The 23,612-nt window shown below is 32.2% G+C and carries 18 protein-coding genes; 6 read left to right on the top strand and 12 right to left on the bottom strand.

Annotated features, from left to right (window positions below):
- Nucleotides 1–113 precede the first annotated feature (113 nt).
- On the top strand, nucleotides 114–599 hold the full coding sequence (locus tag ASE40_RS19785) for a hypothetical protein (protein WP_057119044.1): 486 nt from the start codon (nucleotides 114–116) through the stop codon (nucleotides 597–599).
- Nucleotides 600–715: 116 nt separating this feature from the next.
- Here ASE40_RS19785 and ASE40_RS19780 read toward each other — a convergent pair whose 3' ends face one another.
- Complete coding sequence (locus tag ASE40_RS19780) at nucleotides 716–1,096, bottom strand: DUF1573 domain-containing protein (RefSeq protein WP_057119042.1); 381 nt, start codon at nucleotides 1,094–1,096, stop codon at nucleotides 716–718.
- Nucleotides 1,097–1,359: 263 nt separating this feature from the next.
- Between ASE40_RS19780 and ASE40_RS19775 the strand changes: the two genes are divergently transcribed.
- The 3 genes from ASE40_RS19775 (at nucleotide 1,360) to ASE40_RS19765 (ending at nucleotide 7,481) form a co-directional block, all read left to right on the top strand.
- Entirely contained in the window at nucleotides 1,360–3,993 is a 2,634-nt protein-coding gene (locus ASE40_RS19775; RefSeq protein ID WP_057119040.1) for a valine--tRNA ligase, read from the top strand.
- A 205-nt stretch (nucleotides 3,994–4,198) separates the two neighbouring features.
- Nucleotides 4,199–5,257 (top strand): hypothetical protein, encoded by a 1,059-nt coding sequence (locus tag ASE40_RS19770; protein WP_057119038.1) that lies wholly within the window; start codon nucleotides 4,199–4,201, stop codon nucleotides 5,255–5,257.
- The gene (locus ASE40_RS19765) at nucleotides 5,217–7,481 is read left to right on the top strand and encodes a hypothetical protein (RefSeq protein ID WP_057119036.1); all 2,265 of its coding nucleotides are present in this window, start codon (nucleotides 5,217–5,219) and stop codon (nucleotides 7,479–7,481) included. The genes ASE40_RS19770 and ASE40_RS19765 overlap by 41 nt, the downstream gene beginning before the upstream one ends.
- Nucleotides 7,482–7,512: 31 nt before the next feature.
- Here the strand turns inward: ASE40_RS19765 and ASE40_RS19760 are convergent, their stop codons facing one another.
- From ASE40_RS19760 to ASE40_RS19740, 5 genes are all read right to left on the bottom strand, one after another.
- Complete coding sequence (locus tag ASE40_RS19760) at nucleotides 7,513–7,989, bottom strand: hypothetical protein (RefSeq protein WP_057119034.1); 477 nt, start codon at nucleotides 7,987–7,989, stop codon at nucleotides 7,513–7,515.
- A 296-nt stretch (nucleotides 7,990–8,285) separates the two neighbouring features.
- Nucleotides 8,286–9,605 carry an APC family permease gene (locus ASE40_RS19755; protein ID WP_057119032.1) on the bottom strand — a complete coding sequence of 440 codons (1,320 nt, stop codon included), beginning with the start codon at nucleotides 9,603–9,605 and terminating at the stop codon, nucleotides 8,286–8,288.
- Nucleotides 9,606–9,750: 145 nt separating this feature from the next.
- A complete protein-coding gene (locus ASE40_RS19750; protein ID WP_057119030.1) occupies nucleotides 9,751–12,066 on the bottom strand; it encodes a TonB-dependent siderophore receptor in 2,316 nt (771 codons plus the stop codon).
- Nucleotides 12,067–12,307: 241 nt separating this feature from the next.
- Entirely contained in the window at nucleotides 12,308–13,033 is a 726-nt protein-coding gene (locus ASE40_RS19745) for a DUF4198 domain-containing protein (protein ID WP_057119028.1), read from the bottom strand.
- Nucleotides 13,034–13,324: 291 nt separating this feature from the next.
- On the bottom strand, nucleotides 13,325–15,646 hold the full coding sequence (locus tag ASE40_RS19740; protein WP_057119025.1) for a TonB-dependent receptor: 2,322 nt from the start codon (nucleotides 15,644–15,646) through the stop codon (nucleotides 13,325–13,327).
- A 251-nt stretch (nucleotides 15,647–15,897) separates the two neighbouring features.
- Here ASE40_RS19740 and ASE40_RS19735 point away from each other — a divergent pair, with 251 nt between their 5' ends.
- Complete coding sequence (locus ASE40_RS19735) at nucleotides 15,898–17,058, top strand: MFS transporter (protein WP_057119023.1); 1,161 nt, start codon at nucleotides 15,898–15,900, stop codon at nucleotides 17,056–17,058.
- A gap of 48 nt (nucleotides 17,059–17,106) precedes the next feature.
- Here ASE40_RS19735 and ASE40_RS19730 read toward each other — a convergent pair whose 3' ends face one another.
- The 5 genes from ASE40_RS19730 to ASE40_RS19710 all read right to left on the bottom strand — a co-directional run bounded on the left by ASE40_RS19730 (nucleotide 17,107) and on the right by ASE40_RS19710 (nucleotide 22,218).
- Nucleotides 17,107–17,610 (bottom strand): DUF6265 family protein, encoded by a 504-nt coding sequence (locus ASE40_RS19730; RefSeq protein ID WP_057119021.1) that lies wholly within the window; start codon nucleotides 17,608–17,610, stop codon nucleotides 17,107–17,109.
- A gap of 91 nt (nucleotides 17,611–17,701) precedes the next feature.
- The gene (locus tag ASE40_RS19725) at nucleotides 17,702–18,178 is read right to left on the bottom strand and encodes a DUF6265 family protein (protein ID WP_057119019.1); all 477 of its coding nucleotides are present in this window, start codon (nucleotides 18,176–18,178) and stop codon (nucleotides 17,702–17,704) included.
- A gap of 400 nt (nucleotides 18,179–18,578) precedes the next feature.
- Nucleotides 18,579–20,882, bottom strand: a complete 2,304-nt coding sequence (locus ASE40_RS19720; RefSeq protein ID WP_057119017.1) for a type IA DNA topoisomerase — start codon at nucleotides 20,880–20,882, stop codon at nucleotides 18,579–18,581.
- A gap of 266 nt (nucleotides 20,883–21,148) precedes the next feature.
- The gene (locus ASE40_RS19715) at nucleotides 21,149–21,643 is read right to left on the bottom strand and encodes an SRPBCC domain-containing protein (RefSeq protein ID WP_057119015.1); all 495 of its coding nucleotides are present in this window, start codon (nucleotides 21,641–21,643) and stop codon (nucleotides 21,149–21,151) included.
- Nucleotides 21,644–21,693: 50 nt separating this feature from the next.
- On the bottom strand, nucleotides 21,694–22,218 hold the full coding sequence (locus ASE40_RS19710; protein ID WP_128415003.1) for a DUF3592 domain-containing protein: 525 nt from the start codon (nucleotides 22,216–22,218) through the stop codon (nucleotides 21,694–21,696).
- Nucleotides 22,219–22,321: 103 nt separating this feature from the next.
- Here ASE40_RS19710 and ASE40_RS19705 point away from each other — a divergent pair, with 103 nt between their 5' ends.
- Complete coding sequence (locus ASE40_RS19705) at nucleotides 22,322–22,651, top strand: hypothetical protein (protein WP_057119011.1); 330 nt, start codon at nucleotides 22,322–22,324, stop codon at nucleotides 22,649–22,651.
- Between the two features lie 442 nt (nucleotides 22,652–23,093).
- Here the strand turns inward: ASE40_RS19705 and ASE40_RS19695 are convergent, their stop codons facing one another.
- Nucleotides 23,094–23,507: a hypothetical protein gene (locus ASE40_RS19695; protein WP_057119006.1), complete on the bottom strand. Its 414-nt coding sequence runs from the start codon at nucleotides 23,505–23,507 to the stop codon at nucleotides 23,094–23,096.
- Between the last annotated feature and the right edge of the window lie 105 nt (nucleotides 23,508–23,612).

Raw genomic sequence — 23,612 nt, 5'->3', positions numbered from 1 at the left:
TTTTTTAAATCTGTCGGGTTTTGTTTTTTTACTGAAATTTTTGCAAAATACTTTCTGTTGATTTCTTTTTTATTTAATTTTATGGAATAACCTCGAAACAAAATATTTAAAATATGAAAAACCTAATTTTGCCTTGTATGCTTGTAATCTGTATTGGATTACAAAGTTGTAAAAATGAAGAAAAACAAAAAGAAGCCGAAGCAGCAAAAGCTGATGGAGAAAAGATTGTAAGTACTGAATGTTATAGAGCGATATACGAAAAGGATACAGTCGATTTAAAATTAAATAATTTAAAAAACGGAAAAGTATCGGGTAACATGATAATGAAAGTTGCGCCTGTAACAGTAAGAACTGGTGAGGTTGCAGGAGAATTTCACGGAGATACTTTGTTTATAGATTATACTTTTAAAGAAGCAGCCACTAAGGACAAAATTTTCAAAAATCCAATGGCACTTTTAAAACGTGACAAACAACTTATTTTAGGAAACGGAACAATGCAGACTACGATGGGTGTTACCTATTTAGTAAAAGACAAACCAATCGATTTTGAACGCGTAAAATATAAATTTGATAGTGCAGAATGTGCTGAGAAAAAATAATATCAAAGTAATTACACAATTTTGTCATTTCTCCTTCTTCGAAATGACAAGATTTATAATAAAAAAAAGCCGTTTCTTTAAATAGAAACGGCTTTTGTTATTTATAAGATTAAATTTTATAAAACTTCACCTTTAATTTTAAGGGCGACTCTTCCGTCAGGATAATTTACTGCATTTGTTTCAACAGTAATTGTTTTACGAATTGGTCCCGAAGCCATGTTGTATTTTACATCGATTTTTCCTTTTTTACCCGGCATAATTGCTGCCGAAGGTTTTGTTACTATAATTGAACTTACTGTTGATTCTGCACCAGTAATTAATAAAGGAGCATCTCCTGTATTTGTAAATTCAAAAGAGCGAAGCCCATTATCACCTTTAGAAATTTTTCCATAATCAATTGTATTGTCAGGGGCTGCAAATTCAATTTTTGGGCCGTTTTGTGCATAACTTATTGCACTAAACAATAAAACTGCAATAAAAGTGGCTGCATTTTTCATATGAAATTAGTTTTTAATTGTAAGTAAATATACATTCTTTTAATTAACACACAAATTATTATTTCTCTTTTTATAGTGTACTTAATTATTTACTTTTGCTCTCAGTTATAATTACAAAAATTGAACCAATTTTGGTGTTTAATTGTTTAATCGTTAATTCGTTTAATCGAATGAGGATTAATAATTGATCCGAAGACCAATTAACAATTAAACAGTTAGCCAAATAAACGATTAAACAGTTAAACGAATAAACAACCTAATAAATGACAATTCCAGCACAATTTGACGCTAAGACGATCGAGAACAAATGGTATGATTACTGGATGAAAAACAATTATTTTCATTCAGAACCAGATCATAGAACACCTTATACAATTGTAATTCCGCCGCCAAACGTCACTGGAGTCCTTCACATGGGACATATGCTGAACAATACAATTCAGGATGTTTTAATTCGCCGTGCACGACTTAAAGGTTTCAATGCCTGCTGGGTTCCAGGAACGGATCACGCATCTATTGCAACTGAAGCAAAAGTTGTGGCTAAATTGAAAGCAGAAGGAATCAATAAAAATGATTTAACGCGTGAAGAATTCCTAAAACATGCTTGGGAATGGACAGATAAATACGGCGGAACAATTTTGGAGCAGCTTAAAAAATTAGGTGCCTCATGCGATTGGGAACGTACTAAGTTTACGATGGATCCAGATATGTCTGCATCTGTAATTAAATCGTTTGTAGATTTATACAACAAAGGTTTGATCTACAGAGGTTACCGAATGGTGAACTGGGATCCAGAAGCTAAAACAACTTTATCTGATGAAGAAGTTATTTACGAAGAACAACAAGGAAAATTATTTTTCTTAAAATATAAAATTGAAGGTTCAGAAGATTTCTTGACGATTGCAACAACACGTCCAGAGACTATCTTCGGAGATACTGCAATTTGCATCAACCCGAACGATGAGCGTTTTACACATTTAAAAGGTAAAAAAGCAATCGTTCCAATTTGTGGCAGAGTAATTCCGATTATTGAAGACGAATATGTAGATGTAGAATTCGGAACAGGATGTTTAAAAGTAACGCCTGCTCATGATATGAACGATAAAACGCTGGGTGAAAAACACAATCTAGAAATCGTTGATATTTTTAATGAAGATGCGACATTAAATAGTTTCGGATTGCATTATCAAGGAAAAGATCGTTTTGTGGTTCGTACTGAAATTGCAAAAGAATTAGAAGAAATTGGAGCTTTAGCAAAAACAGAAATCCACTTGAATAAAGTAGGAACTTCTGAAAGAACAAAAGCGGTAATCGAACCAAGATTATCAGACCAATGGTTCTTGAAAATGGAAGAATTGGTAAAACCGGCAATTAAGTCAGTTTTAGAAACGGGAGATATTAAATTACATCCAAAACGTTTCGAAAATACTTATGCGCACTGGTTAAACAATATTCGCGATTGGAACATTTCTCGTCAGTTATGGTGGGGACAACAAATCCCAGCTTATTATTACGGAGACGGAAAAGAAGATTTTGTAGTGGCTGAAAATATCGAAGATGCTTTAGCTTTAGCAAAAGAAAAAACATCTAACAACTCACTTACAACAGCTGACTTAAAACAAGATGTTGATGCTCTAGATACTTGGTTTTCATCTTGGTTGTGGCCAATGTCAGTTTTTGGAGGAATCATGGATCCAGAAAGTCCAGATTTCAAATATTACTATCCAACAAATGACTTGGTAACAGGTCCAGATATTTTATTTTTCTGGGTTGCGAGAATGATTATCGCAGGTTACGAATATGCAGGCGAAAAACCATTTACAAATGTATATTTAACTGGTTTAGTTCGTGACAAACAACGTCGTAAAATGTCTAAATCATTAGGGAATTCTCCTGATCCTTTAGACTTGATTGATAAATTCGGAGCTGACGGTGTTCGTGTAGGATTGCTTTTAAGCGCTTCTGCAGGAAACGACATTATGTTTGATGAAGAATTATGTAACCAAGGAAAAGCGTTCTCTAATAAAATATGGAATGCCTTCAAATTGATTAAAGGATGGGAAGTTTCAGAAACTATCGCTCAGCCTGAATCATCAAAAGTAGCAATCGAATGGTACGAAGCGAAATTACAGCAGACTTTAGTTGACATTGAAGATAATTTTGAGAAATACAGAATTTCAGATTCATTAATGGCAATTTATAAATTGGTTTGGGATGATTTCTGTTCTTGGTTCCTTGAAATGATCAAACCAGCATATCAACAGCCAATTGATAAAGCAACGTTTGACAAAGCAATCGAAATGTTAGAAAGTAATTTAAAATTACTTCACCCATTTATGCCTTTCTTAACAGAGGAAATTTGGCAGTTTATTGCAGAGAGAACTCCAGAAGAAGCTTTAATTGTTTCGACTTGGCCAGAATTAAAACCATTCAATGCAGATTTAATTACTGATTTTGATAATATTACAGAAGTAATTTCTGGAATTAGAACGATCAGAAAAGATAAAAATATTCCGTTTAAAGATGCAATCGAATTAAAAGCAATTAACAGCGAGAACCTGACAACGCATTTTGATTCAATTGTGACGAAATTAGGAAACGTTTCTGCTTTCGAATATGTTACTGCAAAAGTTGACGGGGCATTATCTTTCCGTGTAAAATCAAACGAATATTTCATCCCGATTTCAGGAAATATTGATGTTGAAGCAGAAATTGCAAAACTAACTGCAGAGTTGGTTTACACGCAAGGTTTCTTAAAATCGGTTCAGGCAAAATTATCAAACGAAAAATTTGTTGCCGGAGCGCCAGAGAAAGTTTTAGCAAATGAAAAACAAAAAGAAGCAGATGCTTTAGCAAAAATTGCTACAATCGAGCAAAGTATTGCTGGTTTGAAATAATAAATGGCTATCCTAACAGGTTTCTAAAACCTGTTAGGTATAAAGATAAAAACCCGATAAATTTTTAAAATTTGTCGGGTTTTTTATTTGTAATAAATGTATTACTTTTTCGTTTGATAAATAGTTTATGATTTTTAAATATAAGTATATTAAAAATCTATAATTTTAAGTACAACTTATCTCTTTAATTTTATTCTCATTTATAATGAAAAACAGTATTTTACTTCTTTTTATTTCAATCGTATTTTGGTCTTGTTCGAATAAAGAAAACAAGATTGAAAATGTTGAAAGGGCCTTTTACTACTGGAAAAGTAGTTCGTATTTTGATGATGAATCTGTTAAAGGGATCAATAAATTAAAGGTAAAAAAAATATACTATAAATTATTTGAAGTCGATTACAATGAGGCGATGGGTAATTTTCCTTATCAAAAAAATTCACCAAATGAATATATGTTTCGTAATCTGGATTCTCTAAATATTGTGCCGACTGTTTTTATAAGAAATGAGATATTTCAATATAATAATGAAAAATCGCTTGATAAGCTGGCAGATAATATTGTTTTTTTAGTCGATAAATATCATAAAGAATCTTATTACTTTAACGAAGAAAAGGTAATTTTTGAATATGATGAAATTCAAATTGATTGCGATTGGACAAAATCAACTAAAGACAAGTATTTTTATTTGCTGAAAAAGATTAAAGAACTCTCAAAAAAACAAATAAGTTGTACACTTCGTCTTTATCCTTATAAATATCCAGATATTATGGGAGTTCCACCAGTAGATAAAGCAATGCTGATGTGTTACAACTTAATAAAACCATTAGAAAACAAAACAAAAAATTCCATTTTAGATCTGGATGAATTAAAGTCATATTTAAATAAAAGAAGAAGTTATCCATTACATTTGGATGTAGCATTACCTGTTTTTTATTGGACACAATGGTATCAAAATGATCGTTTTTCTGGCTTGCTGAATATAAATTCTGCCGATATGAAAACATTTACCAAAGAAGTTAAGCCAATGTGGTATGAAGTAACAAAAGATACTACTTATAATGATAAGAATTATTTTAGAATTGGTGACCAGATAAAATGTGAAGAAGTAGATTCAAAAAAAATAAGGGAGGCAATTTCAATTATAAAAAATAATGTTGAGCTGGATAAAAACACTACAATTTCATTATTTGATTTAGGCGAAAGTACTTTTAAAAAATACAGCAATGCAGAAATTTCTAGTTTTTACAGCTCTTTTAGTAAGTAGCTTTTTCAAGAGCTTTGCTTGCGGTTATTCTCCGTATGGCGAGGACATTCGGTATTCTATTCTTAAACCAGAGTATTTTAAATTTTCCGGATTCGGAGCATTTTATTATAATGCTAATATTTTGGGATATAATTATGATGAAAAAAATAGTAATAAAGCAATTGATGCTAATATTATAGATTGGTATAATTATACCAATAAAAAAGTTTCAATAAATGAAATAGAGGATTTTAATTTCAATTTATCATTTACAGATATTAATCCAAAAAGTAATAACGAATTTATCAGGTATTTATATGAAAACAATAAAAAAGAGGCTATTGCTTATTTAAAAATAGCTAAAAACAGCGAAATAAATCCTTATGAAGAAGACATTTGGGAACGAAATGAATTTTTGGATCATGATCGAAGTGCGTTATTGGATAAAATAATTCACATTATACAAAAAGAACAAAACCAATATTTTAAGCGTAAGTATGCTTTTTTAGCAATTCGGCTTGCCTATTATTCACTAAGAAGCGAGAAGTTAGAATCCGTATTTGAATCAAATTTCAGAAATAAACAAAAAGATTATCTCTATTATTGGAGCCTGTTTTTTTATACAATGAGAAATTCAGATCCAGGAAAAATAATTGATGTCGTTAATTTGATGGCAAATTCTGCTGAGAAAAGATATGCAAGTTATTATTTTTTTGATTTTGAAGTTAAGGAAGCTTTAAAATATGCCAAAAGCAAAGAAGAAATAGCAAATATATATGCCTATGCTTCTGTACAGAAAGTAGATAAAAACCTTAATTATTTAAAAAAGATTTATATAAATAATCCAAAATCTGAAATTCTGGATTTTCTGCTTTTACGAGAAGCTAATAAGATTGAAGATTGGGTTTATACTCCATATTACTCTAATTATTCGCCTTCCACTGAATTTGGATCATCTTGGTGGATCAATGAGGGTGATAAAATAACAACTGAAACTTTAAGAAAACGTTCTGAAAAAGACAGATTGTATGCAAAAGAAGTTCTGGATTTCATAAATTTGGTTGAAATCAATAAAACTCAAAATCCCTTAGTTTGGAAAGCGATTCAGATTAATTTGCAGTTTATATCTAAGGATTATTCTTCTTGTTTAAGGCACATTGAATCTTTTGAAAAAGAATACCCAAAAGAGAAAATAACAGAAGAAATTGAAAAAATAAAGGCACTCTGCATTATAGCTAATCAGGAAAATGGAAATGCTGTTATAAAACCTCAAATAGAAGATATTATTTTAAAATATAAAGATGATGAACGTTTTATTTTTGCTTTAGGGCGCGAATTAGAATTTAGAGGGAATATTGAAGATGGATTAGCTTTAATATCTCTGATTAGTAATGAACAAGATTATTATCGTTATCATTATGATAATGTGGAATGGCGCTCTAACAGAATTAAAACTTCTGGAAATCTAGAAGAATTTCACACCTATTTTGATTATTTAGATTTTGTTTATTCGGCAAATGATCTTCAAAAAATAGTAAATAAAATAGAAGAGAACAATACAACTGATTTTGAAAAGAAAATCTATGCTAAGCTTATTCGTGATAAAGATTATCTCAAAGATTTACTGGGAACAAAATACATTCGGGAAGATCAATTAAATAAGGCTTTAACCACTTTCAAAGAATTACCTGAAAAATACTGGCAGGATAATTATAATGGTTGGGAAAGAGGAAAATATGATGAGTATTATCTGTTTGACCAAAATCCGTTTTATGATTTTAAGCATACAAAAAACTTTATTCAGCATGAAGAAAAATATTTTGTAACCAAACTTTCTATAACTGAGCATTTGATTAAATATACCAATTTGGCAAATAACTCAAAAACAAAAGATCGGGATTATTACTATTTTTTAATTGCAAATTGCTATTACAATATGACAGATTATGGGAATTCCTGGATGATGCGCCGTTATTCGAGTAGATCATATTGGGACAAATACAATAATGAATCCTATATTGATGACATTGAATATAGAAGTAGAGGTAAAGCTATCGCAAATTATAAATTAGCTTATCAAAATGCCAAAACAGATAAATTCAAGGCACTTTGTTTGCGAATGATGGATTATGCTGAAAAGAATGAATATTCTAGTTCAAAACGAGTTAAAAAACAATTTCCTGAATTCACTTCAGATTTATCGGGATGTGAAAGTTTAGAAGAATATTTTAAAGCAAGGAGATAACAGTATATTTTATTGAGGGACCCGACAGATTTCAAAAACCTGTCGGGTTTTGTTTTAAGGTATTTTCTATCCATTTCTGTGTACTTCTATTATTATGAAAACCTAATGTTTGGAATTCATCTATTCCTTCATCGGCTATCACACCAAAATATTTAAGAACATTATTAATATTGTCTTTTCCCAATACTAAAACTTGTTCTCTATTCTTTTGGTTCCAAATAATTGCTTTTTGGCTTCCAGTACTACCAAAATATTCTGATTCAACGTAAGCGAGCTTTTTATTTTCAATTATTTTTAGGATAATTTCTTCTATGTTTTCGTTGATAAATTTAAAATTTTTGATAAAACCTGAGGTTTGAGAATTATTAATTTCATCAAATAATTCCTCTGTCATTGGAACAAGAGCAATTCCTTGACCAAGAGAAATACTAATGGCATTTTTAAAACTTTTAGCAAAATTTTCTGAATCAGTTTTTGTGCAGATGAATGCTTGTAGGCAATGTCCCACTTTTTTATTTTTTGGGTAAATTTAAAAAAAAAGTTACAACTTCTTAAAAGGTTTAAATATAAATAATTAAAATAATCAGACGTTTCTACGGAACGTAAATACGTTTTATTTAACCTTTTTCTACCGACGAAATGTTCCGATAGAACAGAGTAATAATTGGCAGAAAGAAGACTAAAGTACTACTGTTTCATCGGAATATCTAAGGATTCAATATATGTTCCGTGGGAACATTTCATCGGTAAAAAAAAATAAATTCATAATCGTATCGTCCCTTCGGGACGTTTGAAAATTTCAAATTAACCCTTTTTAGTTTTTCTCAAAACCAAAAATAAAGGATAAGAAATAATCGTAATTCCGATAATAATTATAAAACTTTTAGGATCACTGTAAATGAATCCCACTAACAAAGCAATAGAAGCTACAATAGCAATTATCGTTGTCCACGGATACCAAAATGAGCGGTAAGGTCTTGGCAAATTGGGCTCTGATGTTCTTAGTTTTAAAAGAGAAAAGTAGGCGAGTCCCCAAACGATAATCGAGATAAAAGCAGCAAATGAAAACAGCACTTCAAAAGAACCGATGCAGATCAAAAATAAACTTACGAAAGATGAAACTAACAATGCAACAATTGGCGTTCCTCCTTTATTGATTTGTGTTCCTTTTTCGATAAAAAATCCGTCACGGCTTAATCCGTAAAGAATTCGGGGCGGAATCATCATAAAAGCATTCAAAATACTAATTAGTGAAAAGATAGAAATTACAGTAACGATTACAGCGCCATTTTCTCCAAAAAGAATTTTAGCCACATCGGCCGCCGCGAGATTTGATTTGGCTAAAGTTTCGATTGGCAGTACGTGGAAAAATGCAGCATTTACCAAAACATAAATTGCCATAACGAGTAAAACTCCACTATATAGTGACTTCGGAATATTTTTACTTGGATCATCATTTTCTTCGGCAAAAAAACAAGCGCTGTTCCAGCCATTATAAGTTCCGATAATAAGTTGTAATGATTTAAAAAATCCAAAGATTAATCCGATTTGAAAGAAGCTGCTGTCTGTTTGAATCGCTGGCACTTCAACACCAGAATACATGAAACAAGCTACAACTAAAGCCACAAAACAAATCACTTTTAAAAAACTGGTAATCTGTTGTATAACACTTCCGTTTTTGACACCGCTTAAATGAATTAATACAAAAGCAGTCAAAAGTGAAATCGCTATTACTGTTGAATAACTAGACAATGCTGGAAATAAAATGATAAGATATTCACTGATTACGATGCAATAAAATGCAGGCGGAATAACATTTGTTATATAATCAAACCAGCCGGATAGAAAACCTGCATATTCGCCAAAAGCTCTTTTAATATAATTATAAGATCCTCCGGCTTTTGGTAACATTGTAGCTAGTTCTGCGTAAGAATTAGCGCCAAGCAAAACATAAAAACCGCCAAAAAGCCATGAAGCGATTATGAGCCAGTAATTATTAAGCATTTCTGCGATTGTTCCTGGAGTTCGTAAAATTCCAACGCCGATTGTTCCTCCAATTAATACGGCAATGTTAAAACTAAGGCCTAAACTTTTCTTTAATTGGTTTTTGGTGGAATCTGACATATATGAATTTTAAATTTAAATGGTATTTGATGACAAAAGTACTTATAAATAAAGACACATTTTTAACAAAATAAAAAACCTCACCTTTTGTAAGATGAGGTCTAAATTCTCGAAAACTCAAAAAGAGAAATCTAATTCAAAAATTTTAGAATTTATAACGTAAACTAGTCATTATCTGACGCGGCGCAATAGGATTGACACTGTAATTTTCGTGAACGGTATAATTTAATTCGTTTGTAATGTTCGATAATTTGCAAAGAATAGAGAACTTGTTCCAAGTATATCCCACAGAAGCATCAATTGTAACATACCCTTCTAACGGAATGTCACGGTCTCTAATGGTTACAGTATAGGTCTTCGGATTTGTTGAAGGTTTGTTTTCTGTCCAAACGTAATCATCATTCCATCCACCTAAACGGTCTCCAACATAATTTCCGATTGCACCGAAAGAAAGGCCTTTTAAAGCTCCAGAAGGTAATGTATAGAAGAAACTCAAATTTGCTGTATTTATTGGAGTTCTTGCAACACGATCCCCTTCAACAAAACTTCCGTTTGTTCCAGATGTGTTTACATAGCGCATATCATTATAGCTATAGCCTGCAATAACACTTAAGCCTTCAACTGGCCTTGCAGTAATGTCGATTTCTACACCTTTACTTTTTGTTCCCCCGCCTAAAGTTTTTATGTTTGTGTCTGTATTTAGAGTAGTTCCGTCTGCTTGAAATTCTGCAGTTTGCGCTAAATTACTGTTGTTAATTTGATAAACGGTCACGCCTGTGCTTAAAGCCCCATTCCAGAAATCTTTTTTAATACCAGCTTCGTATTGATCGATAATTGAAGCTTCTAATGGTTGTAAATCGGTTGTTGTGCCTGTGTTTGGCGTAAACGAGCTTGAATAACTTGCAAACAAAGACATGTCTTTAAGTGGCTGATAAACTACTCCTATTTTCGGAGAAAATGCATTGTCTAAGCGTTTTGGAGCTACAGTTGGTATTGCATCTTGCGGAGCTACAGTCTGTTTATTATTTACATATGTTTCTTTGTAAGTAGTAGCTTCTGCTTCCTGCCAAGACCATCTTAGACCTGCTAAAACTTTGAATTTATTAGTGATTGAAATTAAATCCTGAAAATAAACCCCGAAACGATTGGTTTCCGTTTTTCCTATTTGAGTTGCTCTGTCTGATGTTGGAATATCCATTCTTTGATCTGCAGGATCAAAAGTGAATAAATTTATATGATCATAAAGTGTTGGGCCATAAATTGGTGTACCATCTGGTTTTTTTCCAATTTCTACATACTTTTCATCAAATGTAAAAGTGTATGCCGTTGCGAATGAGTTTTCCCAATCAACACCCGTAAAGATTTGATGTTTTACAGATCCTGTATTAAAAGTTCCTTGTAGACTCAATTGATCTCCAAGAATTTGTTCCAAGTTTTTGTTTTTTGTTAAACCTCTGTTCCAGTCACCAGGAGTTGGATAAGTGTCAAGACTTGACAATTGAGCTGTAGAGTAGCTTCCTCTGTCATAATTTTGAAAAGAAGAGTTGAAATTCAGTTTCCAGTTTTTATTGAAATCATGACTTAACAACACAGAAGCGCTTGAAGATTTAGTTGTACCATTTGACCAAAGCGATCCGTAGAAGGCATTGCGAGGCAAGTCTAAAATTTCTTTTCCAATAATTCCAGTTCCAAAATCTGGAGTCCAGTCTGCACTTAAATAATCTCCCTGAACTGTAATTTGTGTTTTTGGATTAATAACAAAAAGTAAAGATGGATTAATATACAAACGTTCGTTTTTTACAACATCTCTAAAGCTTTCTGAATTCTCGTAAGAACCATTAATTCTAAATGCGATTGATTTCGTTAAACCTCCATAAAAATCAAATGCTGGTTTGTAATATGCATAGCTTCCTATTTGTATTGAGATTTCTCCTCCACTTTTAAATTGAGGAGTTTTTGTTACCAAATTTAAGATTCCTCCAGGAGCTACATTTCCAAATAATAGGGCAGAACCTCCTTTAAGAAATTCTACTTTGTCTAAACCAGAAACATCTGGAATTGATCCAGAATTGTAACGGAATCCGTTTTTAAACATGTTGTTGTTAGACATATCATATCCTCTTGAGTAAAAAGATTCTGTAGCACCACCACGAGATGAACTTACATATACACCATTAGCATTTTTTAAAACCTCACTTAATCTGATGGCTTGCTGCTGTTCGATAACTTCAGATCCTATAACTTGTATTGTCTGCGGATTATCCATTGGTTTTAATCCTGAGCGCACTGCTGTTACAGGTTTTGGTTCCTTGTTTTTAGTAACTACAACTTCATTTAAAATTTGTCCTTTTTTATTTTTTACAGTATCAGTTATTGAAGAAGTCGTTTCGTTACTTGAATAATCTTGACCGTAAGAGGCAAAACTCAATAATCCTAGTGCTAACAGTAAATTATATTTCATGGTATTTATTTAGATTCAATAAAAATTATCGAATGCAAATATAAAGAGACAGCATCTTTAACAGGAAATTAAGAAGTGATTTTCTTGCTTAAATTTTGCTTATTTTTTTCTTAAGATTAGCTTAAGAATTTTACAATGATGTTTTAATTTTGTATTAATCGAATTATAAACACAAAAAAAACCTCGCCGTTAAGCAAGGTTTCTTGAATTGAAATTAATCTAAGAATGAATTTTTCTAGAATTATTTTACTGTAATTTGGTAAGTAGCCATTTTCCAGATTTCGTCGTATTTTTTCCCATTATGATCTCCAGAAGCTTTTTCAGTATGAGCATATTCTACCATGTAGTTTCCAGACCAGATTGGTGTAAAAGAGAATTCTCCTTTATCATTTGTCCATAACTCTTTCTCCCATCCGTTTGGAGCGATTACTTTAATTTTTGTTTCTTTTGCAGAGGCACCATCATAGATAGCAAATCCAGTTACTTTTTCATTCTTTTTAGCAACGTCAGCATTTTCAGAAAATAAACCAATTTGATTTTTGTTTGCCGTCGCATAGTTTCCTGAAGCTTTGTTTCCAACTACCACAGTTGCACTTGAATTGTAATCTAACTTCATTGTACCATAAACATCTTTTACTGTATGCTGCATTACAATAGTATAAACTCCATCTTCGTCTGGTGTAAAGAATGCTTGATATTTATTGTCCAAAGCTTTAGAAGTAAGTTTAGTTTCTTTTTTTGAAGGTGAAATTACTATCAAAGTGAAATCCTTTAAATCCGAAAACCATTTATCTGCTTTTGTAATGTCATTATCAGAGAATTCTCCAAAGTAAACAGAGATTTCCTGAGCTTTTCCTTTTGTTCCAGTTGCTTTAGTTTCGATCCAAAGTGCGTGAGCAAATATTTGTGGTGCTGCGAATAACATTAGGAATAAAAAGGTTAATGTTTTTAAAGTATTTGATTTCATAAGATCAAGTTTAAAATTATTAGAATGATATTTTTTACAAACATAACTCTTATTTAGAATAATTAAAAATAAAAAATCATAAAAAAAACTAGAATCCCATTGAAATAATCTTTAGTCGTAAATATTATTCTTGTTTAAACTCAAACGAATTTTCTAGGTCAATTAGACCAGATAAGCTAAGCCATGAATTTAAGAATGAGTTTTTTTAAATGCCAGATGAGATATTCTGAAAAGATTATAATTAAAAAGCGCCTCAATTCAATTGAGGCGCTGGTTTAGTATATCAGGTTTTTAAAATTTGACTGTTAAATTTGCCAATATACTGGTTGGTGCCTGCGATGAACCCCAGAAATCCCAGTATTTTTTATTGGTTAAATTATTAAACTTTAAACCTAATCTCCATGACGGTTTTTCGTAATATACTGTTGCATTGTAAACAGTATAAGATGGCATATAAAACGTGTTTTCGGCTGTAAAATAATTTTTGTCAACATAGTTAGCACCCGCACCAAGTCCTAAACCTTTTAATTTATTTTGAAAAGTATAAGTTGTCCAAAAGTTAACTACATTTTCTGGAGAAGATGTTGCTTTATTTCCTTCAATTGCGGCAACAGAAGCTTTTACAATTCGGTTATCATTGTAAGCATAACCCGAAACAATACTTAATCCATTAAATGGAGTAGCCATTAATTCAAAATCTACACCTTTACTAACTTGCTTACCATCTTGTACAGTAAAACCGGCAGCATCAGTTCTTGTAGCATTATCAATCGTAATGTTGTAATAGCTTACAGATCCGCTTAATTTTTTGTTGAATGCATCAGCCTTAATTCCTCCTTCATACTGAACTGCATAAATTGGATCTAAAACTAATTGTGTTGCATCTGGCTGCGTGACCGGCTGCATATTTTGGAAACCGTTCATATAATTTCCAAATACAGAAACTTGATCTTTTACAACTTCATACACTAATCCTAATTTTGGAGAAAGAGCAGTCTGGCTGTAACCTTCTACAGTTCCTACTTTCGCACGTTCAAAATTATCCAAACGTAAGCTCAACATTACAGAAAGTTTGTCTGTAAAATTTACTACATCGCAGGCATAAACACTAAAAGTTTTTTGATCTGCAACTGGTGACGTTGTTAATACAAGGCCTGCATCTACTGCTTTTCTTCTAATTGGTGAGAAAGGAGCTGTTACATCTATATTGTCAAGCGTAAAAGTAGATCCACCTGAGAAATTAGAGCTGTAAAGGCGGTAGTTTACACCAGTTAAGAATTTATGTTTGATACTTCCTGTAGAAAATTTTCCGTTGATATTTTCTTGAATGTTGGTATAGTTATTAAAAATTGGTCCCCACAAACCAACTCTTCTTGCTGTTTGTGTTGGAGAACTCCAAACAGCATAACTCTGATAACTGCGCTCCACATCTTCTCCTACAAATGAAAAAACCGTTGTAGATTTCCAGTTTTCTGATATTTCATATTCGGCCTGAGCGAAAAATTTGGTTGCAGTTGATTTCGCATCGTTATCATCATGAAACATCGATTTTTTATAATCGATTTTCAAATCGTTCGGATTTGTAATTCCAGAAGTTGCTGCATACGTATTGTAAGTACGTCTTGTATTGTTAACGTTATAAAGTTCTGCATCAAAATTAAAAGTCAGTTTTTCAGAAGCTTTATAAGTAAGACTCGGTGCAAAAAGAAGAGTATTGTTAAAACCATAATCCAGAAAACTCTTCTCTCTATTTACAGCAAGATTAATTCTGAATAGAACTGTTTTATCTTGATTTAGCGGCGTATTCACATCTGCTGTAAGACGGTTTAAATTGAAACTTCCTGTTGTGTACGATACTTCGGCAGCGGTAGTTTCAAAAGGTTTTTTCGTAACAAGGTTTACAACCCCTCCAAATGAAGAAACAGACGAACCAAATAAAGTTCCAGAAGGGCCTTTCATGATTTCGATACGCTCTACGTTACCAAGATCAACAGAAGAACGGCCGGAAGCTGTTTCCATTCCGTTTCTTGCATTAACTCCTGTAGAAAAACCTCTAAAAATTACCCCAACGCCTCCAGAAGGAAAGCTGATAGAAACAACACCAGGCGAATTTTGAACTGCGCTTTTAATATCTACAGCAATTTGTTCCTGTAAAAGTTCTTTCTGAATAACACTGTAAACCTGTGGGTTCTCAAGATTTGTCAATGGCATTCTGGCAACATAGTCTGTTTTTTTAGATAAAATGCTTTTTTTACTATTTACCACAACTTCTTTAAGTTCTTTATTTGAAACTTTTAACTGCAAATCCACAGCTGCGGTTTCACTTTCTGAAACAATTACTTCTCTTTCTGAAGTTTCATAACCTGTTAAGGACACTTGTAAAATATAGCTGCCTGGCTTTACTCTGTTGAATTCAAAGTTTCCATTTTCATCAGAAACGGTCCAGTATTTTGAGTTTTTTAAGATGATATTGACTCCCGCTGCCTGTTCACCATCTGAAGTTGTGATAGTGCCTTTAACTTTTCCATTTTGCTGGGCAGACATGATAAAGAACGAAAAGACAAAACTAATTGCCAATAGAAAACGTGATGTCTTCGGGTTAAAATATTTCATTGGTTTTTAAAATTGGTTTGTAATTAAATTTTATTTAGAATAAATAAAAACAGTGCAAATGTAGAGATTATTGTTTTTTTAACAAATAATATTGAAGTTCATTTTAGTTTTTTAATGCAATAAGTTTTAAAGCGAAGAAAAGTCTTTAATTTTTTTAAAATAAAAACTGAAAATTGTATGTATTTATTAAAGCTAAAACAACCAATAATTTGTTTGAAAAGCCTTAATTTTGCAGTCTGAAAAATGACTTCATGATTTTATCTTTCTTCAAAAAAATTCAAAATACACCAAGAGGATACCGTATAGCTAATACTGTTTTCTTTTTTCTTTCTGGTTTTGGATATTCTTCTTGGGTCTCAAGAATTCCGCATATACAAGCACAGTTGCATTTATCGGAAGCACAATTTGGAGCGGTTTTATTTGCTTTTCCGATTGGTTTAATGCTGACAATGCCTTTCACCGGAAAACTTTTAAATAAATACAGCAGCCGTTACATTATGCTTTTAGGAGCTATCATGTTCAATATTGTATTGTCTTTACCAGGTTTAGTTGCATTTGTATGGCAGCTGGTTATAGTGCTTTTGATTTTTGGAGCCTCTCGAAATATTTTCAATTTATCGATTAATGCGCAGTCGCTTGAAGTACAGAAATTATATCCAAAATCTATTATTACTCGTTTTCATGCAGTTTGGAGTATTGCCGTTTTTTCTGGAGCTGGTTTAGGATATGTAATGGTAACACAGAAAATTGCGCCATCGCATCATTTATTAGGAGTGAGCGTTTTCATGCTGGCGCTGACGGCTTGTTTTTATCCAATGAGTATTCATAATGAACCTGTTCCCGTTAAAAAGAAGTTCTTCTCAATGCCTGAAAAAAACTTAATTAAGTTTGCCTTAATTTGTTTTGTTTCTATGGCTTGCGAAAATACGATGTACGATTGGAGCGGAATTTACTTCGAAAATATCTTAAAAGCTTCTCCAAAATTAACCAGTGCAGCATTTGTATTTTTCGCATCTGCAGTAACCTTAGGACGTATATTTGGTGATTATGGGGTAATGAAATTTGGAACTAAAAAAATCCTCATGTACAGCGGTATATTAATTACAATAGGTTTCGGAATCTGTTTTGTACTTCCGTATGCATATCCAACTATTTTTGGCTACGTTTTAATCGGATTTGGCGTTTCCTGCGTGGTTCCGCTAGTATTTAGTATTGCAGGAAGATCATCTAAATTAAGCAGTGGTTCTGCCTTAACTTCTATATCTACAATTGGTTATCTTGGTTTTTTATTGGTTCCGCCAATGGTTGGTTTTATCTCCGAATATTTAAGTATGAAATGGGCTTTTCTTATTATGGCACTTTTAGGAATCCTGATGATTTTTATGGTGAATAAGATTGGGGAGAATGAGTAGATTTTTTTAAGGTGCTGAGGCGCTAAGATGCTGAGGTTCTAAGTTTTTTTAGCGTTTCTTCATAACAAATCTCTCGGTATTGGGTTTGCCGTTTTTTATCCCCGAAATTTCTGCAATTAATGAATCTTTTTCTACGAGATTATAAATAATTTTATTGGGAAAATCATGTTTAGGGTTTTCAAAAGTTATTTGATTATCTGTTGCTGAGGTCATTTCAAAACTTACCGGTAATTCCTTATTTTGTCCAGGAACCGTTACAATATAAGCCAGTTTACCATTCGCTTCTACTAAACGAACATGCTCTGCAAAAACAGTGTCGTTTTGCCCGACAACAAAATATGATTCACCTAGATAAACCGAATCATTTTCTTTTTTCCAGCGTTCGGTAAGTTCACCTTCAGCCGATTTATTTCCCCATTCTCCAATAAACCATTCTGCTTTTGCAAGTTTAGGGTAGGTTTTTATAGGAGCTTCTGTTTTGGTTTCTTTTTTGCAGGAAGAGAAAATTCCTAAAACTACTATTAATGGAAATAAAATGCTGTTTAGTTTCATGATACATTATGATTTTTGTTTTAATCAATCAAATTAATATTTTGGATTTAAACGTTTTACTTCTAAAATTCTAATAAGTCAGTGCGTAAAATTACTTCTTCGTCATAACAAACTTTTCAGAACTAGGCTTCCCATTCAATTTTCCAGAAATTTCAGCAGTTAAAATATTATTTGCGCCTTTTGTATAAGTGATTTTTTGAGGATAATCGTGTTTCGGATTTTCGAAAACCAATTGTTTCTCTGATTCTGAAGTAGAAGGGAAGAAAACAGGCTGATCGTTATTTTGTCCTTTTACAGTTGCTTTATACGTTAAAGTTTCTCCTAATTGCGCTAAAACAATAGTTTCAAAATGTAGAGTATCTTTTCCTTTTATGAAATAAGAAGATGCGCTGAAAGTACTGTCGTTTAATTTTTGCCAATTTTCAGATAATACACCGTCAGGAGTTGTGTTTTCCCAATTTCCAATTAACCAATCTGCTATTTTGATTTTGTCTTTCTCAACGGTTTCTTTTTTCTGGCAGGAAACAAAAGCTATTATAAGTGTAATAAGAGTAATTTTCTGAAACATAATTTATAAGGTTTTGATTGTACTAAAGTATGAAAAATTTTGTTGCCACGAATTACACTAATTTTCACGAATTATTTTTGAAATTGGAATTGTTTACTTTGCCACAGATTAAAAGGATTGAAATGATTTTTCTCCCGCATAATTAAAGCGGATTTTAAAGCTGCCACGAATTACACTAATTTTCACGAATTATTTTTAAAATTGGAATTGTTTAGTTTGCCACAGATTAAAAGGATTAAAAATGATTTTTCTCCAGCAGATTTTTTGAATTATTAAATCTGTTATTATCAGATTAAATCTGCATGAAAAAAAAATTAGTGAAAATTAGTGTAATTCGCGGCAAAAAGCACAGTTCAAAAAAAATCATTTGAATCCTCTTAATCTGTGGCTAAAAAATAAATTAAACGCTTTCCTCTAAAATCGAATAAACCAACTCTTTAGTAGGTTTTTGATCTTTTAGTTTAGCTCGAACTTCATCAAAAGTTACTTTAAAATCGCAGCCTGATTTGTATGCTGCGCATCCGTAAGCGGTTTTTCCTTTTAGAATTGTTCCTTTTTTGCATTTCGGACATGTTAGAGAATCCGATGTTGGAGAAGATGCAGCCTTTGGAGCTGTTTTTTTAGGTTCTAATTTCAGTTTGTAATTTTCTTCAAAACGAATTAAACCTTCAACCGTTCCAGCCTCAGTTTTAAAGCCTTTTATATTTACAGTTGAACCTTTTTGAATCAATCGTAAATACTGACTTTCGGTAATTTTTTTATCGGCAAAAACATACGGCAATACAAAATCACAGCCCGATTTATATTCGCTGCATCCAAAAGCCGATTTTCCTTTTATGAAATTTCCTTTCTGGCATTTCGGACAAGTTTCGGCTAAAATCCCTGCTGCTTTCTTTTTTTCTGCTTTTACAACTGGTTTTTGCACCGTTGCAGCATGCGAAATATTGGCGTGTTTTGTTTCACTTCTTACTTCATAAACCAAAGCTTCAACCATGCGTTTCATGTTTTTTATAAACGCTGAGGCTGTAAAAGTTCCTTTCTCAATATCTTTCAACTGTTTTTCCCAAGAACCCGTAAGTTCAGCCGATTTAATCAATTCATTCTGAATCGTATCAATCAACTGGATTCCAGTTACAGTTGGTAAAACCTGTTTTTTATTGCGGACAATATACTGCCGTTTAAAAAGCGTTTCGATAATATTCGCACGCGTTGACGGACGACCGATTCCGTTTTCTTTCATCAATTCGCGTAAATCTTCGTCATCGACTTGTTTTCCTGCGGTTTCCATGGCACGCAGTAAAGTTGCCTCGGTAAAATGATTGGGCGGTTTGGTTTCTTTTTGAAGGAAAGAAGGTTCGTGCGGACCTTTTTCGCCCACAACAAAACTCGGCAGTAAATCGGGTTCTTTTTCTTTCGCATTCGGATCTTCAAAAACCACACGGAAACCTTTTTTCAAGATTTCTTTTCCAGTGGCTTTAAAAGTCACATCCGCAGCTTTTCCGATAACTGTGGTATTTGCAACTAAACAATCGTCATAAAAAACAGCAATAAAACGTTTGGTGATAATATCATAAACCTGCTGCTGATTGTACGGCAGATTAATTTCAATTCCAGTTGGAATAATCGCGTGGTGGTCGGTTACTTTTTTATCGTTAAAAACCTTAGGCGATTTTTTAATTTTCTTTCCTAAAAGCGGTTCTGTTAAAGGAGCATAATGCGTTAGTTTTTGCAGAATACCAGGCACTTTCGGGTAAATATCGCCCGGAAGAAAAGTCGTATCAACTCTCGGATACGTTATGGCTTTCTGTTCGTACAAAGTCTGCGCAATTTTAAGCGTTTCCTCTGCCGAAAATCCAAATTTCTGATTGCAGTAAACTTGTAAACCAGTTAAGTCGAATAACTTTGGCGCGTATTCATTTCCGTTTTTTTTGTCAACAGAAACAATTTCAAAATCACTTTCTTTGACTTTTTCAGCCAGAACTTCTCCGTCTTCTTTGTTTAGAAAACGACCTTCTTCATAGCTAAAAAGCGTTTCTCTGTATAAAGTCTGTAATTCCCAATACGGCTGTGGTTTGAAGTTTTCGATTTCTTTAAATCTTTCCACAACCATTGCCAATGTTGGCGTTTGCACGCGCCCGATAGACAAAACTTGTTTGTAACCGCCGTGTTTTACGGTATACAAACGCGTTGCATTCATTCCGAGAAGCCAGTCGCCAATTGCTCTGGAAAATCCGGCATAAAATAAATTATCGTAGTTTTCAGAAGGTTTTAAGTTGTCAAAACCTTCTTTTATAGCTTCGGTTGTAAGTGACGAAATCCAAAGACGTTTTATTTCGCCTTTATAATTTGCTTCATTCATTACCCAGCGCTGAATCAATTCTCCTTCCTGCCCGGCATCCCCGCAGTTGATAACCAATTCGGCTTTGTCGAAAAGACTTTTAATGATTTTAAACTGTTTTTGGATTCCTGAATTCTGAACCACTTTGGTTTCAAATTTTTCAGGAAGCATTGGTAGATTGTTCAAATCCCAGCTTTTCCAGTGCGGTTTATAATCGTTGGGTTCTTTTAAGGTGCATAAATGTCCAAAAGTGTAGGTTACGGCATAACCGTTTCCTTCATAATAGCCGTCGTGTTTGGTATTGGCGCCCAAAACGGATGCGATTTCTCGTGCTACACTTGGTTTCTCAGCAATACAGACCTTCATTCTTTCTTTTCTTATTGGAAAGCGAAGTTAGGATTTTTTTTTGGTTTGCCACAAAGGCGTGAGGGCGCTAAGTTTTTATGTTTTACGTTTGTTTTGAAAGACTGCAAAAAAAGGCAATTTAAAATTAGAAATTTTAAAAGTAGAAGAGGAGCGGTAATATTCGTTTTCCTTTTAAGTCAGCAACATCCTAAAAAGAGATTTATTTTGGGATGTTTTTTTATAATTTTTTCCGATTCACAAAAATCAATTTTGAAATATTATTCAGCTTAATTATTTATCATCGGATTCAACTTCTCATCTTTATTGCGTAAATCCAAACCACCTTCGTAAACCGATTTAAGATTGATGAGATAAAAATGCCAGCCATTGGAACAGCCCAATCTTATATATTGTTTCGAAGAATCATCTGTTGGAATATTATGATGACGAAGTTCTACTATCGTGTAACCATTGCTTTCGCTCAATTTTACATCTACAAGACAAGTTCCTTCAAATGTAAACTGCAGTTGATCTTTTCCGTTTGCAGCAGTGATTTTTCCTTTCATTGTGTCATCATACAAATACCAAAGCCATTCATAGGTATTGCCTTCAGAAACGTTTTGGTCTTTACTTATCAGCTCTTGATTACTATCAAAAAAAGATACTTTTTCGAGAAACCATTTTTCAAGTTCCCCAGACTTTGTCCAGGCGTTATAAATATCGCTGATTTTAGCTTTAACGGCTATTTTTTTGGTGAAAAAGGTCCAGTCGAAGTTTTGCATGGTCTAAGTTTTTTATTGTTTATAACTAAATTTTAATTTATAAAAGTATTTTAAAATATAGTATTAAGACCCAGCAAATTTCCAACAGAAATATAGGTAAAGACCAAACCCACAATGACTAACATGATTAAACCAAATCCATTGGAGTTATCTTTTAAAATAAATTTTTCTGGACTCTCTGAATTGTAAATTATTTTTACGGTTTTATTGATATTTCCTCGAAACGACCTAACTTTATCTAAATCCAATGAGGTGTGAAAAGAAGGTTTTCCTGTAATTATCTTTTCTTCAATAGTTTGAAACTCAATAATTGGTGTTTTATATCCTTCTGTATCTGATTCATAAGAGACAATTTTCCCATTAATTTCTATTCCATTTCTCCTAATATTATTTAATTGTAATATGTTATTAGCTGTATAGGCTAATGCAGTTATACCGAGAATTAAGAAACAAATTACAGGTTTGTAAAACATAAAGAAGACAAAAAAGACAACATATATTATCCCATACTTTTTGCTAAAATCCATTTTTATGACTATTTTTTTTGTGAAAGATTTCCAGTCGAAATTTCCCATGGTTAAGTTTTTTCTAATATCAGTTGTATACGACCGATTGTATACAATCATGTAAAAATAATCTATTATTTCTAGTTTTGTTTTGAAATAAAAATAGAGAATCATGGAAACACAAAATAAAGAAAGAGCCGAAGAATTATTAGAATTAATTAATAAAGGAAGATATTTCACCAAATTAAATCCAGAGCCTAAAGAAGCCAACTCGTTTACCATACCGCTAAAAGTATCGTCTTATAACGAATTAAATCTAATGGTTTCAGATTTGCTAAAAGCAAGTATTATTTTGCTTAATCCAGATGCAAACGGTTTGTCAAGTTTTACAAAAGACAATAATGTCAATGTAATGACTTTGCTTGAAATTGCCCTGCAATTATTACCAGAAGAAGAAATGGAGTTGTTGGATGATTTGTGTAAATTTAATCTAGAATATTGATAAAAACTACGCAAAGTCGAAGATATTTGCGCAGTTTTTTAAATTATGAACTCTTTGCTGAGCGGGGGATATTACCTCATTGTTGTAAATGATAATTAATCTTCTTATAATAAAAAATGTAACCAAGTAAATCTTTATTTAAATTCGTTTTTTTTGTTTGATATTCCAAACATCGATAGTTATTTAGTTCATTATCAAAAATAATATACAAATTAGAATTGCGCATAAAATGCTGTGGATCTTGAATGTAAATTTTAAAATTGTCAATTTCTGTAAATTGAATTAGATTTGGAGGAGTTACTTTAGTGTCTTTGATGAATCTAAAATTGTTTATTAAAGCGGTCATAATTGTTTATATTTTGTAATTATTTGATAAAATCCTTAATTTCAATTATCCGCCTGCTAACGCCAGCAGAAGAGTGATGATTGTCAGTATGTTTTATTAGAATTCTTGTTTAGATAGTTTACCAGCAATTAATTGCATTGCTAACAATTCAGCCCCGCTATCAATGCCAAATTTTGAAGCTTCTAATATCTCTTTTGCGGCTAAATTTCCTTTACTATTAGTTCCAATTATGGTTTTATTTTCAATTGCTTTTTGTATAATGGTATCTAAATCTGGATTTTTAAATAATTCAATTGCTTCATCGATATTTTTAATGTCTGTATAAACATTTTTTTGTTCTGAAACATTTAATATATAAAGAAAATTATTAACAAATTTGGGAATTTCAGTATCTACTGAGTTTTGGCTTCCGTCAGTAATTTTTTTTGGTAACACATCACTGTAATTTTCAATAATGTTTTTGAAATCAGATTTAGCTTTAGTCAAGCTATTTAAAATTTGTTCTCTCATTTTTTATAAATTTTATTTTATTTGTCTAATTTTTTAATTTTTTCAATACTATGACTAAGAATCCTGTTGGTAACTTTTTTTAAATCTATGTTACTAGTCTTCATT

This window comes from Flavobacterium sp. Root935 (genome assembly GCF_001429295.1).
In the GTDB taxonomy this organism is placed as follows: Bacteria; Bacteroidota; Bacteroidia; order Flavobacteriales; family Flavobacteriaceae; genus Flavobacterium.
This window is presented reverse-complemented; position numbering and strand designations above follow the sequence as displayed.

Excerpts from the sequence above, each read along its gene's own strand:
- ASE40_RS19785 (WP_057119044.1), top strand. The coding sequence starts at position 114 with ATGAAAAACCTAATTTTGCCTTGTATGCTTGTAATCTGTATTGGATTA.
- ASE40_RS19780 (WP_057119042.1), bottom strand. The coding sequence starts at position 1,096 with ATGAAAAATGCAGCCACTTTTATTGCAGTTTTATTGTTTAGTGCAATA.
- ASE40_RS19775 (WP_057119040.1), top strand. The coding sequence starts at position 1,360 with ATGACAATTCCAGCACAATTTGACGCTAAGACGATCGAGAACAAATGG.
- ASE40_RS19770 (WP_057119038.1), top strand. The coding sequence starts at position 4,199 with ATGAAAAACAGTATTTTACTTCTTTTTATTTCAATCGTATTTTGGTCT.
- ASE40_RS19765 (WP_057119036.1), top strand. The coding sequence starts at position 5,217 with ATGCAGAAATTTCTAGTTTTTACAGCTCTTTTAGTAAGTAGCTTTTTC.
- ASE40_RS19755 (WP_057119032.1), bottom strand. The coding sequence starts at position 9,605 with ATGTCAGATTCCACCAAAAACCAATTAAAGAAAAGTTTAGGCCTTAGT.
- ASE40_RS19750 (WP_057119030.1), bottom strand. The coding sequence starts at position 12,066 with ATGAAATATAATTTACTGTTAGCACTAGGATTATTGAGTTTTGCCTCT.
- ASE40_RS19745 (WP_057119028.1), bottom strand. The coding sequence starts at position 13,033 with ATGAAATCAAATACTTTAAAAACATTAACCTTTTTATTCCTAATGTTA.
- ASE40_RS19740 (WP_057119025.1), bottom strand. The coding sequence starts at position 15,646 with ATGAAATATTTTAACCCGAAGACATCACGTTTTCTATTGGCAATTAGT.
- ASE40_RS19735 (WP_057119023.1), top strand. The coding sequence starts at position 15,898 with ATGATTTTATCTTTCTTCAAAAAAATTCAAAATACACCAAGAGGATAC.
- ASE40_RS19730 (WP_057119021.1), bottom strand. The coding sequence starts at position 17,610 with ATGAAACTAAACAGCATTTTATTTCCATTAATAGTAGTTTTAGGAATT.
- ASE40_RS19725 (WP_057119019.1), bottom strand. The coding sequence starts at position 18,178 with ATGTTTCAGAAAATTACTCTTATTACACTTATAATAGCTTTTGTTTCC.
- ASE40_RS19720 (WP_057119017.1), bottom strand. The coding sequence starts at position 20,882 with ATGAAGGTCTGTATTGCTGAGAAACCAAGTGTAGCACGAGAAATCGCA.
- ASE40_RS19715 (WP_057119015.1), bottom strand. The coding sequence starts at position 21,643 with ATGCAAAACTTCGACTGGACCTTTTTCACCAAAAAAATAGCCGTTAAA.
- ASE40_RS19710 (WP_128415003.1), bottom strand. The coding sequence starts at position 22,218 with ATGGGAAATTTCGACTGGAAATCTTTCACAAAAAAAATAGTCATAAAA.
- ASE40_RS19705 (WP_057119011.1), top strand. The coding sequence starts at position 22,322 with ATGGAAACACAAAATAAAGAAAGAGCCGAAGAATTATTAGAATTAATT.
- ASE40_RS19695 (WP_057119006.1), bottom strand. The coding sequence starts at position 23,507 with ATGAGAGAACAAATTTTAAATAGCTTGACTAAAGCTAAATCTGATTTC.